We start from the raw sequence: 12,742 nt of genomic DNA, 5'->3' as shown, positions 1-12,742 counted from the left end.
CTTCTCTTATTGGTGGGGGTCGAGGAGCAGTTGCTCATCCTCGGTAAAGAAATGCTCATCGCAGTTGTTACCAGAACCACTGCGATCAACCACCAGGAAGTCATCCCGCTTTTCGATCGTCAGCACCGGGTGGTGCCAGACGCCGCGATGGTAATTGATGCCCTGCCGACCGTTGCTGCGGAAGGCGCGGACAAGTCCTGATACAGGTGCATCGCCAACTGGCGCGACCACGATCAGAAAGGGGTGGCCGAGCAGCGGTATGAACGCTTGGCTGCCCAGCGGATGGCGCTCCAGCATGCACACGGTCAATGGCAGCTCCAGGGCTTCGGCACTGAAGATGCTGATGATCGCCTTATCCTCCGGCTGCGCGGTCTCGACCGTGGCCAGTTTGTGATAGCGGCGCGTGGAGCCGTTATTGATCATGAAGAACTCGCTGCCCTCGGTTTCGATGACGTCGCCGAAGGGGGCGAAGGCTTCTTTGCTCAAGGGTTCGATGATCAGTTTGCGCATGGTGACTCGCTAATATCGTTGTGTTTGTAGGAGCCAGCTTGCTGGCGATGCCTTTCGGGCATTGATCGCCAGCAAGCTGGCCCCTACAAGGGTTAGGTTTACTTGCTTACCTTGCCGAACAGGCGCAGGCGGCTGATACCGCCGTCCGGGAACACGTTAACGCGCACATGAGTAATCGGGCCGAAGGCTTTGATCTGCTCGACGAATTCGTGCTCGGCGTGCATCTGCAGCTTCTGGCTCGGCAGCAGTTCGCGCCAGAACAGGCTCTGGGTCTCGATCTGGCTGTCGGTACCACCTTTTACATAGGCGCCCTGGATCGAGCAGCTGTCCGGGTAGTTGCCCTTGAAGTGCAGGGTGTCGACGACGATGCGCTCGATCTCGCCCGGGTGGCCGAGGGCGACGATTACCCAGTCGTTGCCCGGTGTGCGACGGCGTGCGGTTTCCCAGCCGTCGCCCATGTTGATGCCACGGCCCGGGTTGAGGATGTTGCTCATGCGGCCGAAGTGCTCGTCGGAGCAGGCGAGGGCGCGACCGCCATTGAGTGCGGCAGCCAGGTCGACTTGTTCGTTCTCGCCCACTGCTGACCAGTCGCGGAACGGGATGCCGTGCACGCGCAGGCGTGCAACACCGCCATCCGGGTAGATATTGAAGCGCAGGTGGGTGAAGGCCTGGCTGTTACTGATCTCGTGATAATGGTGGCTGTTACCTTGCAGTTCGACAGCCGCCAGCACCTCGGTCCACTCGGTGGCATCCGTTGGGTCGCCTTCGGCAACGAAGCAGGCTTCCAGGGACGCCGACGGTGGGAAGTTGCCGGTGAAGAAGCTGGTGTCGATGTCCACGCCCTTGATCGAACCCGGTACGCCGAGGCGGATCACGGCGCTGTCAAAGCCCTCGAAGCGCTTGCGGCGCGATTCCCAGCCGTCCATCCACTTGCCGTTATCATCGAAAACGCCCTCCTTCCAGACGGCCGGGGTTGGCTGGAACAGGCGGTTGACGTCTGCGAACCAATCGTCGGTGACCGAGATGGCCTTGGTGCCAAGGCGCGCGTCGGCGAGGTTGACGTATTTCTCGAAGGGTACGGCGTAAGCTTTCATGGATGTCTGCCTTTAATGAGGGCGTAGGGGACGGATGGCGTTGGTGTTTGCAGAGTGCTCCGGGCGGAGCTAGAGCTGCTGCAAACGGAACAGCGCAATCTTGTTGATCTCGGCCAGCGCGCAGGCGAATTCCTGCTCCGGGGAGTTATGGATGCGCTCCTCGAAGGCCGCCAGGATCTGGTGCCGATTGCTGCCCTTCACCGCCATGATGAAGGGAAAGCCGAACTTGGCTTTGTAGGCGTCGTTCAGCTCGGTGAAGCGAGCGAACTCCTCGGCGGTACAGGCATGGATGCCCGCGCCAGCCTGCTCCGAGGTGGAGGAGGCGGTCAGTTCGCCGCGTACCGCCGCTTTGCCAGCCAGGTCCGGGTGAGCGTTGATCAGCGCCAGCTGTGCCGCATGGCTGGCGCTGAGCAATAGGTCGGCCATGCGCTGATGCAGGCCGTCGATGTCGTCGAGGCTGTCGTCCTGGCCCAGGTCGTACGCTTGCTCGGCAACCCAGGGCGAATGCTCGTAGATATCGGCAAAGGTGGCGACGAATTCGTCACGGTTCAGCCGGGACGGGGTCAAGGTCTGAAAGCGGCTCATTTGGAGCTCTCCTGTTGCGGGGTCGAGGAGAAGGGCTGGGTGGCGTGCCAGTGTCGGGCAATGTCGACGCGACGCGCGCACCAGACCTTGTCATGGCCTTTGACGTACTCGAGGAAGCGCGCCAGGGCGGCCAGGCGCGCCGGACGGCCGAGCAGGCGGCAGTGCATGCCGATGGAGAGCATCTTCGGTGCACCCTCCACGCCTTCGGCGTAGAGCACGTCGAAGGCGTCTTTCAGGTACTGGTAGAAGTCGTCGCCGGTGTTGAAGCCCTGCACCTGGGTGAAGCGCATATCGTTGGTGTCGAGGGTGTAGGGAATCACCAGGTGCGGTTTGTCCGCGCTGCTGGCCGGGTCCCAGTAGGGCAGGTCGTCGTCGTAGGTGTCGGAGTCGTAGAGGAAGCCACCTTCCTCCCTGACAATACGTCGGGTATTCGGCCCGGTGCGCCCGGTGTACCAGCCCAGCGGGCGTTCGCCGGTAAGCTCGGTGAGGATGCGGATCGCTTCGAGCATATGCTCGCGCTCCTGGGCTTCGTCCATGTACTGATAATCGATCCAGCGCAGGCCGTGGCTGCAAATTTCGTGGCCGGCCGCGACCATGGCTCTAATCGCCTCAGGGTGGCGCTGGGCAGCCATGGCCACGGCAAATACCGTCAGGGGTATTTCATGCTTCTGGAACAACTTGAGCAGACGCCATACGCCGGCCCGACTGCCGTACTCGTAGAGCGACTCCATGCTCATGTTGCGCGCGCCTTGCAGCGGCTGAGCAGAGACCATCTCGGAGAGGAAGGCCTCGGACTCCTTATCGCCATGCAGCAGATTGCGCTCGCCGCCTTCCTCGTAGTTGAGGACAAACGACAGGGCGATACGGGCGTCGCCCGGCCAGTGCGGGTGGGGTGGAGTGTCGGCGTAACCGATCAGGTCGCGAGGGTAATCAGCGCTCACTGCAGTCTTCCTTCTTAACGTCGTTGCGGCCATTAGGTAGCCCTTGGATTTCAGGGCTGGCGACCGTGATGAGTAATTGTATACAAAATGAGTTGTGGTTTGTAAATCTAAAAATTATCTTTTTTGCTAAATAAGCTGCGCCGAGCAACTGTCACGGTGCCCAGGTCTCCTGGCGGGCGCGTGGGCTTTGCCCAGGCCACTGTGTTAGCTGGGTGGAGCAATGGCTTAGGCTCCAGGCAGTGGAGATGAATTAATTGTGTACAAAAATCTAAAAAATTGTCTTGTATTGTCTGTGTCGTGTTATTCTGCTGTCACGTCGAGGCTAGCAAAGCCTGCGCGACCTGCTGAATTCAACACAAGTAGAGGAGGTGAGGCGTCTGCGGGGCCTTTGCCGCTGTAGATGCCCATAACCAATGGGACGACTAACGACACATGTTCTAGACGCTGCGCACGGCTGCCCTGGCAGTGCGATCAAGGTTGAGTTGTATCGGATCGAGGGGGGGCAGCAAGAGCTGGTCACCACGGTGGTGACCAACGACGATGGCCGTTGCGATGGGCCTATTTTGCAAGGCGATGACTACCGCAGTGGGGTCTACCAGTTGCACTTCCACGCGGGCGACTATTATCGCGCCCGTGGTGTGGCGCTGCCTGATCCGGCTTTTCTCGATGTGGTGGTGCTGCGTTTCGGCATTGATGCCGGGCAGGATCACTACCATGTACCGCTGCTGATCTCTCCATACAGCTATTCCACGTATCGCGGTAGCTGAAGCGAATGCTTGTAACCCTCTGGCTCGATTAGAGAGTCCTTAGCCCGCCGACACTGCGGGCTTTTTTTTATTGCGTTGTAACGGGTTTCCGCCAGGTCGCCAGCGAGGTGTACGGCTGTGAATATGCGGCGCTGTTGGTTGGCGGGCAGCCAGGTATGCGTGCAGTCCCGCCGACAGCGGCTCCCTGCGCGCCGCCAGGCGCGCTCTACTTATGTACGGAAACGATGCACCAGGCCGTTGAGCTCCTCGGACAGGTTGGCGAGGCTGTGCGAGTCGCCGCGCGCCGACTCCGCCAGGTTGGCCGCCAGTTGCGCATCGCCATGGATCTGGCTGATGTGTCGATTGATGTCTTCGGCCACCTGATGCTGTTCCTCGGCGGCGGTGGCGATCTGCGCGTTCATGTCGCGGATCACATCGACTGACTCGCGGATAAGGTCGAAGCGCGAACTCGCCTGATTGATGCTGGTGACAGTGTGCTGCGACACCTCCAGGCTGGCATGCATCTGTTTGGCCATCTGCCGAGTGCGTTGCGCCAGGTTACTCAGCAAACCATCGATTTCCGCCGTTGAGTCGGCAGTGCGTTTGGCCAGGGCCCGCACTTCGTCGGCCACCACGGCGAAACCACGGCCCTGTTCGCCGGCTCGGGCGGCCTCGATGGCCGCGTTCAGGGCCAGCAGGTTGGTCTGCTCGGCGATGGAGCGGATGGTGCCGAGAATCGATTGGATATTGTTGTTGTCCTGCTCCAGTTGCTGCATGGCCGCGGCAGACTGGGAGATTTCGCGGCTTAGCTGCTCGACGCTGCTTACGGCGCTATCGATTTGCTGTTGCCCTTCGCGTGCCTGCCGTTGCCCCTGGTCGGCGGATTCGGCGGCCTGATTACAGGAACGCGCCACTTCGTTGGCCGTGGCCACCATCTCGTGAAACGCGGTGGAAACCATGTCGACCGACTCACGCTGACGTCCGGCGACTTCCGCCATATCTCCGGACACTTTGGCCGAAGTGCCTGATGTCTGGTGGATCTGCTGGGCAGCCTGGCCGATATTCAGAATCAGTTGGCGAATGCTCGCGAGGAACTGATTGAACCAGCCGGCCAGTTGCGCGGTTTCATCCTGTCCGCGGATCGTCAGGGAATGGGTCAGATCCCCTTCGCCCTGGGCGATCCCTTCCAGGCCGGAGGCCACGGCGCGAATCGGACTAACGATCAAACCGGCAAAGCTCGCGCCGACGAAGGCGAAGATCAAGGCCAGCAGTGCCGCCATGCCGACGATAATCCAGGTCAGATGAGTCACGTTGCTCATCACATCGTCCTGGCGGATCAGGCCGATGAAGCGCCAGCCCAGTCGCTCCGACGGCCAGACGTTGGCCATGTAGCGCTCGCCATTGAGCTCCACCTCGACCAGGCCTTTCTGGGCCTTGGCCAGGTCCGCATAACCACCACCGAGTTCGCTGAGCTTTTTGAAGTTGTGCTCGGGCTGGCTAGGGTCGACCAGCACGGTGCCGTTGTTCTCCATCAGCATCAGGTAACCGCTTGCACCTAGCTTGATCTCTTTGACTATGTTGGTGAGCTGGTTGAGCGACACGTCGATGCCGATCACCCCGCCCGGATTGCCCAGGGTGTTGGTGACGCTGCGGACGCTGCCGACCAGCACCGCGTTATCCGCTGCCCAGGCGTACGCTTCGGTGCGCACAGTCTTGCCTGGATTGGCCATGCCGGTCTGATACCAGGGGCGCTTGCGCGGGTCGTAATTGCTCAGTTTGGCGTCGTCGGGCCAGCTGACGTAGCCGCCGTCGATGCTACCGGTGGTGATATAGGCATAGCCCGGATGGTCGGCGGCAAAGCGGGTGAAAAGCGCCAGAACTTGTTCGCCGTACTCACCCAGCGGAAGGCTGGCCGCATCAGCACTGACATACTGCTTGAGGCTGCCGTCGATGCCAGTGATCAGGGGGTGCTTGGCCAGGTATTCGACGTTCTGGCTAATGCCGTCGAAGAACAGCTGCATGGCGTTCTCGACTTGGCGAATCTCGCGGTCACTGCCGTCGACGAATTGGCTCCGTGCATCGCTGCGTAGATTGAAAATGACCATGACCGCGACCAGCATGATCGGTACGCAGGCAATGATGGCGAAGGCCCAGGTCAATTTTTGTTTTATGTTCATCCGGTGTTCCTTGGTCGAAGGGCGATACGGTCGGAGGAGGGTGCGCCGATATTTGTCGGCAGCATGGGAGCGGGCTTTATCGTCTGCAATAGATTTTTTTGTCCATACTCGCCCGTGGCCACTTCCTGGCGGCTGAACTGGCTGCCGACGAAGTTTCCCGGGTTTGTCTGCAGTGCTACGGCGCGTTGTTTCTGCTGGGCGCGACGCTCGTTCGATCGACCGCGCGCATTGCGTCGTGCCGATGTCGAACCGTGGCCGTTACCAAGGATGCAGAGGGATGCAGGGCGCTTAGGTCCTGATGTCGGGCTGGGGTTGTAGCGAGGCGGAGTGCGCGCTGGCCGCGGCGGTGAGTGTCTGGGGTGTGGTCAAGGCGGATGGCGAGCGTTGGGCCGAGCGAGAGCACTCGGCCGAGTCGACGCCGGCGACGGCAACTTGGTAGCGATGCCGCTAATCCGGGAAACAACGATGGCGTTGGCGGGATTCGTTGACTGGAATTACCGGCTCAGCAACGAGGCGCTACCGGCCGCTGCAAATAGCCCGGCACTGACCCGGTTGAACCAGACCTGACCTTTGCCGGAACGCAGGTAGCGGGCGGCGCCGTGCGCGCTGAGGCCATAGAACAGTTTGCAGCTTAGATCGAGCACGGCCCAGGTCAGAATCAGCACCAGCAGTTGGTTGAACATCGCTTGCTCGGCGCTGATGAACTGGGGCAGGAAGGCGGCGAAGAACAGAATGTCCTTGGGGTTGCTGGCACCCAGGCCGAAGGCCTTCCAGAACATGCTGCGAAAACTCGGGTTGACCGCTTGCTCCTCACTACTCACCGGCTTGGCGGCTTGGCGCGAGGCCTGCCAGCTCTGCCAGGCCAGGTAGAACAGGTACAGCGCACCGACGATTTTCAGCACGCCAAACAACTGTTCCGAGGCCAATAGCAGGGCGCCGAGGCCAAGAGCGGAGGCGCTCAGCAGGCAGATGGAGGCGCTGACACCGCCGAGGAACGCAGGCAAGGAACGGCGCAGCCCATAATTCAGACTGTTGCTGACCATCAGCAGCGATAGGGGGCCGGGGATCAGAATCACGATCAGCGCGGCGCTGCTGAACAGCAACCAGGTTTCCAGGCTCATTACAGGTCTCTCCAGATGTGGAAAAGCCCCAGCGCATAACGCTGGAGCCGGGTACAGCTATGCCAACCTTACAGGAAGGCGAACTTGGCGATAAAGATGATGCACAGCACGTACAGGCTGACGGAGACCTTGTCGCGTTGGCCGGTCAGCAGCTTCAGCGTGGCATAGGTCAAGAAGCCCAGGGCGATGCCGTTGGCGATGGAGAAGGTCAGCGGCATCATGACCACGGTGACGATGGCGGGGATGGTATCGGTGAGGTCTTCCCAGTCGATGTGGGCCATGCCGCTCATCATCAGCATGGCCACATAAATCAGCGCGCCGGCGGTGGCGTATACCGGAATCATCCCTGCCAGCGGGGCGAAGAACATCGCCGCGAGAAACAGTACGCCGACGGTGACCGCGGTCAGACCGGTACGGCCGCCGGCAGCAACGCCCGAGGCACTTTCGACATAACTGGTGACCGGCGGGCAACCGACCATGGCGCCAATCACGCTGGAGGTGCTGTCGGCCTTCAGGGCTTTGGACAGGTTCTGGATCTGGCCGTCTTCATCGACCAGTTTGGCGCGGTGGGCAACGCCCATCAGGGTGCCAGCGGTATCGAACATGTTGACGAAGAGGAACGACAGAATGACGCTGATCATGCTCACGTTGAAAGCGCCAGCGATGTCCATGGCCAGAAAGGTCGGCGCCAGGCTCGGAGGCATCGACACCAGGCCAGTGTACTCGACCAGACCCAGCGACCAGCCGATGGCGGTGACGCCGAGCATGCTGAACAGGATGGCGCCGAACACGTTGCGGTGGCTGAGCACCGCGATGAGCAGGAAGCACACGGCAGCCAGCAGGGCCGAGGGTTCGCCGAAGGAGCCCATGGTCAGCAGGGTCGCAGGGCTGTCGACGACGATGCCGGCCGATTTCAGGCCGATCAGGCCGAGGAATAATCCGACCCCCGCACCCATGGCGAAGCGCAAGCTCATCGGGATGCTGTTGAGCAGCCATTCGCGGATGCGCGACAAGCTCATGATCATAAACAGGACGCCGGAGATAAACACCGCCCCCAGGGCAATCTGCCAGCTATAGCCCATCTCACCGACCACGGTGTAAGTGAAGAAGGCGTTCAAACCCATGCCCGGCGCCAAGCCGACTGGCCAGTTGGCGTACAAGCCCATGAGGAAGCAACCGAGTGCGGCACCGATACAGGTGGCGACGAAGGCTGCGCCGTGATCGACGCCGGCGTTGGCCATGATGCTGGGGTTGACGAAAATGATGTAAGCCATGGTGACGAACGTCGTCAGGCCTGCCAGTAGTTCGGTTTTCACGCTGGTACGGTGTTCGGTCAGCTTGAAAAAGCGATCGAGTAGACCGCGTTTCGCCAGACCTTGGGTGTACATCGCATGTTGTTCTTGTTTAGCGCTTTCCACGGGGGTACTCCTCATATCTCTTGTTGTGTACCACCTAGAGTCAATGCGGGGCGCGTTTGACTCTCTGAGGGAGGTGGTGCGTTCGGGTGTGCTTGTTGGCTAGTTCCTGACCGTTGAGTCAGAAAGTCTTGCTGGCGCCGATTATGCGTTTGTATACAAAAAAAGCAAATAATGTTTTTACTGTTGCAAATAATGCGCTAATCGAATCTTTGCACGTGAAGTAGACGAATATTTGCGATGATTCAGGTCGGTTTACCTAGATAAAAGCTAATAAAAACAAAGGAGTACATATTTTTTTGCTGACAGCTTGGCGTAGCTGCTTGATACATTTCTCCCCTCCAGTTCATCTGCACTCCTGGGTGCGCTAAGCTGATTTATGAGGAAAAAATGGATTTATATAAGAAATCAATTTACCTAACCGAGGTTTGAGTAGACGTTGGAGGGGCGACAGATGTAGTAGCACAGCGGTCCTGGGTAGCTGGAGGACGCATAGTGGTTAGTGTGTGAGTTGGTCATATTGTGTACAATGCCCGAGAATTTTCCTCTGGCTTTAGCCACTGCCTGTCGGCCCGATAGGGGGCAGAACGCAGCAGAGTCATAGGGTCAAGACTGTTGAGAGCTATTGCGCTGGGCTACGCCACGTGGAATCGGTCTCAGAAGGGAGTTTGCTGCTAACACACTCTGGTGCGGCCCTGAAGGGGCGGACACTCCGCTTCTATGCTTGGTTTGGCTGTTCCTAGCCTTTGTCTGCTACCTTTTCTGCGGCTTGAATCCGCCGGATATCTTTAACGTGAGTCAGAATGAACGAACAATTACAGCCTCTTAAAAAGCAGCCGAATGCCGGCAAGAGCAGCCGTACCGGGACTCAGGACGATGTCGTTTACGCGCACATCTTCGATGCCATCCTCGAACAGCGCTTGGCGCCGGGAACCAAACTGAGCGAAGAGGCACTCGGCGAAATATTCGGCGTCAGCCGTACCATCATTCGACGTGCACTGTCGCGCTTGGCCCATGAGGGCGTAGTGCTGTTACGACCCAACCGTGGCGCAGTGGTCTCCTGTCCGAGCGTGGATGAAGCGCGACAGATTTTCTATGCACGGCGCATGGTCGAGCGCGCCATTACCGAATTGGCGGTAGAGCACGCCACCGCCGAGCAGCTGAACGAGCTGCGGCAGATGGTCGAGGATGAACAGGCCAGTTTTTCGCGTGGCGACAGGGGGACGGGTATTCGCTTGTCCGGCGAGTTCCACCTGAAGTTGGCTGAGGCGGCGAAGAATGCCCCGTTGATCAGCTTCCAGCGCAGCCTGGTGTCGCAGACCTCGTTGATCATCGCTCAGTACGAGAGTGGTAGTCGCGCGCACTGCTCCTATGACGAGCACAACCAGTTGATCGATGCCATCGAAGCGCGCGATACGGCCAAGGCGGTGAGCCTGATGATGCACCACATGGACCATATCGACAGTAAGCTCAACCTCGATGAGGAAAGCGCATCGGACGATCTCCACGCGGTGTTCTCGCACTTGCTGCAACCCAAGAAAAAACCGGGGCGCAACGCAGCCAATAGGTGATTACCACGGTCAAGTCTGCTTAATAAAAAAAGCCCTGCGTTGCAGGGCTTTTTTTATTTGTGCTCACTTAACGTCGATGCACCGATTGGCCAGCGGCGAAGGTTTCCTTCACCGCACGGTCGTCACCGAGCATGGTCAGGGCGAACAGCTTCTCGGCGAGCGTCTTGGCCTGCTGCATGCGGTAGCTGATCAGGGGGGTGGCTTGGTAGTCCAGCACGACGAAATCGGCTTCCTTGCCGCTCGCAAAGTTACCGATCTTGTCGTCCAGATACAGCGCTTGGGCGCCGCCCAGGGTCGCCAGGTACAGCGATTTGAAGGGGTCGAGCTTCTTGCCCTGCAGCTGCATCACCTTGTAGGCCTCGTTCAGCGACTGCAGCTGGGAGAAGCTGGTACCGGCACCGACGTCGGTACCCAGGCCGACGCGTACGCCATGCTGTTCCAGCTTCTGCAGGTCGAACAGGCCGCTACCGAGGAACAGGTTAGAGGTCGGGCAGAAGGCTACCGCCGAACCGGTTTCGGCCAGGCGCTTGCACTCGTCGTCACACAGGTGCACGCCATGGGCAAACACCGAGCGCGCGCCGATCAATTGGTAGTGGTCATAAACATCCAGATAGCCCTTACGCTCGGGGAACAGCTCCTGCACCCACTCGATCTCCTTGCGGTTCTCGGACAGGTGGGTGTGCATGTACAGGCCCGGGTATTCCTGATACAGCTTGCCGGCCAGGGCCAGCTGTTCCGGGGTGCTGGTCGGGGCGAAGCGCGGAGTGACGGCATAGTGCAGGCGGCCTTTGCCGTGCCAGCGCTCGATCAGTTCCTTGCTGTCGGCATAGCCGGACTCCGCTGTATCGGTCAGGTAGTCCGGGGCGTTGCGATCCATCAGCACCTTGCCGGCGATCATCCGCAGGTTCAATGCCTCGGCCGCCTCGAAGAAGGCATCGACCGACTGTTTGTGCACGCTGCCGAACACCAGCGCGGTGGTGGTGCCATTGCGCAGCAGTTCCTTGAGGAAGATGCCCGCCACGTCGGCGGCATGGGCCTTGTCGGCGAACTGCTGTTCGGTGGGGAAGGTGTAGGTGTTCAGCCAGTCGAGCAGTTGTTCGCCATAGGAGGCGATCATGCCGGTCTGTGGGTAGTGAATATGGGTGTCGATAAAACCGGGGGTGATCAACGCGCCGTGGTACTCGGTGGTGTCAACGCCGTTGAGGTTGGACAGCAGGTCGGCGGCGTGGCCGACTTGGACAACCCGGCCATCCTCGACCAGCAGCAGACCATCCTCGAAATACTCGTAGGACTGTTCGACGCCGACCACGGCCGGGTCGGCGATGCTGTGCAGGATGGCGGCGCGGTAGGCGTGTGTCGTGGTACTCATGGTTGTCTCTATCAATCGTTGGATGGGGCTATGTAGGAGCGGCCTTGGCCGCGATTGAACCTGATCGAGGCCAAGGCCGCTCCTACAGGAATCTGTGTAAGCGCAGCAGCTTGGGGTCAGGCTTGGTTTCTGCGCGATGCTGGCAGCAGCTTGGCGACGCTGGTCTCGCCTTTTTTCACGTCCTGGCCAAAGGCGGCGTTGTAGGTGGCGATCACTTCGCCGGCTATGGACACGGCGATCTCGACCGGCAGCTTGCCTTTGACCTCGGCCAAACCCATCGGACAGCGCATGCGTTGCACCACTTCAGGCGCGAAGCCACGATCGCGTAGACGGTGTTCGAACTTGACGCGCTTGGTCTTAGAGCCGATCAAACCGTAGTAGGCGAAATCGTTGCGCTTGAGGATGGCGGCGGTCAGTTCCAGGTCGAGCTGATGGTTGTGGGTCATGACGATGTAGTAGCTGCCGGCTGGCATGGCCTCGACTTCATCGACCACTTCGTCGTTGACCACCTTCTCAACCCCGGCAGGCATCACCTCGGGAAATTCGCTCTCGCGTGAGTCGATCCAGCGCACCTTGCACGGCAGGCTGGCGAGCAGGGGCACCAGGGCGCGGCCAACGTGACCGGCGCCGAACACGGCGATCTGCGCCTGCGGCTGGCCCATCGGCTCGAACAGCAGCACGGTGGCGCCGCCGCAGCACTGGCCGAGGCTGGCGCCGAGGCTGAAGCGCTCCAGGCGCGTGTCCTGGCTGCGACCTTCGAGCATCTCGCGGGCCAGTTGCATCGCCTTGTATTCCAGGTGGCCACCGCCGATGGTTTCAAAGATGCGTTCGGCCGTCACGACCATTTTCGAACCGGCATTGCGTGGCGTCGAGCCGCGCTCTTCGATGATGGTCACCAACACGCAGGGTTGCCCCTGTTGGTGCAATTCGGCGAGGGCGCTGATCCAGCTCATTTACTCAGCCTCCAGGTACGTAGGGGCTTGGCGGAGCGCGACAGGCGCCAGTCCTCGTCCTTCTTCGGGCGGTCGGGCTTGCGGTTCAGCGGCTCCAGCAACAGCAGCGGCGACAGGCTATCGAAGCCCTGTGGCGTCGCTGCCTCCTGTGTATGTTCGGTGTGTGTTGTCATTGTTGTGCACCGTAAGTTGGGCGTTTGGCTTAACCGTAGCCCGGATGTAATCCGGGGCTGATGGGTTCCCGGACTTTGTCCGGGCTA

12 protein-coding genes and 1 pseudogene are annotated in these 12,742 nt (G+C 60.1%); 2 read left to right on the top strand and 11 right to left on the bottom strand.

The features are described 5' to 3' along the window. Positions 1-6 precede the first annotated feature (6 nt). The 4 genes from FBY03_RS20215 to puuE all read right to left on the bottom strand — a co-directional run bounded on the left by FBY03_RS20215 (position 7) and on the right by puuE (position 3,130). Positions 7-510 carry an ureidoglycolate lyase gene (locus tag FBY03_RS20215; protein ID WP_147174145.1) on the bottom strand — a complete coding sequence of 168 codons (504 nt, stop codon included), beginning with the start codon at positions 508-510 and terminating at the stop codon, positions 7-9. Positions 511-608: 98 nt separating this feature from the next. Beyond that, on the bottom strand, positions 609-1,604 hold the full coding sequence (gene alc, locus FBY03_RS20210) for an allantoicase (protein ID WP_147174144.1): 996 nt from the start codon (positions 1,602-1,604) through the stop codon (positions 609-611). A gap of 69 nt (positions 1,605-1,673) precedes the next feature. Beyond that, positions 1,674-2,189 carry a 2-oxo-4-hydroxy-4-carboxy-5-ureidoimidazoline decarboxylase gene (gene uraD, locus FBY03_RS20205; RefSeq protein ID WP_147174143.1) on the bottom strand — a complete coding sequence of 172 codons (516 nt, stop codon included), beginning with the start codon at positions 2,187-2,189 and terminating at the stop codon, positions 1,674-1,676. After that, positions 2,186-3,130, bottom strand: a complete 945-nt coding sequence (puuE, locus tag FBY03_RS20200) for an allantoinase PuuE (protein ID WP_147174142.1) — start codon at positions 3,128-3,130, stop codon at positions 2,186-2,188. Before puuE ends, uraD begins: the two co-directional genes overlap by 4 nt. 413 nt (positions 3,131-3,543) lie before the next feature. On the opposite strand from puuE, the gene uraH reads away from it, so the two are divergent. Further along, complete coding sequence (gene uraH / locus FBY03_RS20195) at positions 3,544-3,897, top strand: hydroxyisourate hydrolase (protein ID WP_147174141.1); 354 nt, start codon at positions 3,544-3,546, stop codon at positions 3,895-3,897. A gap of 209 nt (positions 3,898-4,106) precedes the next feature. Here the strand turns inward: uraH and FBY03_RS23595 are convergent, their stop codons facing one another. From FBY03_RS23595 to FBY03_RS20180, 4 genes and pseudogenes are all read right to left on the bottom strand, one after another. Beyond that, entirely contained in the window at positions 4,107-4,835 is a 729-nt protein-coding gene (locus tag FBY03_RS23595; RefSeq protein WP_371920799.1) for a methyl-accepting chemotaxis protein, read from the bottom strand. 126 nt (positions 4,836-4,961) lie between these two features. Next, a pseudogene (locus tag FBY03_RS23590) lies at positions 4,962-5,981 on the bottom strand (cache domain-containing protein); the annotation flags it as partial. Positions 5,982-6,547: 566 nt separating this feature from the next. Then, positions 6,548-7,174 carry a LysE family translocator gene (locus tag FBY03_RS20185; RefSeq protein ID WP_147174139.1) on the bottom strand — a complete coding sequence of 209 codons (627 nt, stop codon included), beginning with the start codon at positions 7,172-7,174 and terminating at the stop codon, positions 6,548-6,550. A gap of 68 nt (positions 7,175-7,242) precedes the next feature. After that, positions 7,243-8,592: an NCS2 family permease gene (locus FBY03_RS20180; RefSeq protein WP_371920798.1), complete on the bottom strand. Its 1,350-nt coding sequence runs from the start codon at positions 8,590-8,592 to the stop codon at positions 7,243-7,245. An 800-nt stretch (positions 8,593-9,392) separates the two neighbouring features. Here FBY03_RS20180 and FBY03_RS20175 point away from each other — a divergent pair. After that, positions 9,393-10,160 (top strand): GntR family transcriptional regulator, encoded by a 768-nt coding sequence (locus FBY03_RS20175; RefSeq protein WP_147174138.1) that lies wholly within the window; start codon positions 9,393-9,395, stop codon positions 10,158-10,160. A gap of 67 nt (positions 10,161-10,227) precedes the next feature. Here the strand turns inward: FBY03_RS20175 and guaD are convergent, their stop codons facing one another. From guaD to FBY03_RS22995, 3 genes are all read right to left on the bottom strand, one after another. Then, the gene (guaD, locus tag FBY03_RS20170) at positions 10,228-11,529 is read right to left on the bottom strand and encodes a guanine deaminase (protein WP_147174137.1); all 1,302 of its coding nucleotides are present in this window, start codon (positions 11,527-11,529) and stop codon (positions 10,228-10,230) included. Positions 11,530-11,645: 116 nt separating this feature from the next. Next, on the bottom strand, positions 11,646-12,482 hold the full coding sequence (gene xdhC / locus FBY03_RS20165) for a xanthine dehydrogenase accessory protein XdhC (RefSeq protein ID WP_147174136.1): 837 nt from the start codon (positions 12,480-12,482) through the stop codon (positions 11,646-11,648). Next, on the bottom strand, positions 12,479-12,655 hold the full coding sequence (locus FBY03_RS22995; protein WP_156088622.1) for a hypothetical protein: 177 nt from the start codon (positions 12,653-12,655) through the stop codon (positions 12,479-12,481). Before FBY03_RS22995 ends, xdhC begins: the two co-directional genes overlap by 4 nt. Between the last annotated feature and the right edge of the window lie 87 nt (positions 12,656-12,742).

It is taken from the genome of Pseudomonas sp. SJZ079 (assembly GCF_007993865.1).
Classification (GTDB): Bacteria; Pseudomonadota; Gammaproteobacteria; order Pseudomonadales; family Pseudomonadaceae; genus Aquipseudomonas.
Note: the sequence above shows the minus strand (reverse complement) of the source record. Positions and strands in the feature narration are given on the sequence as shown.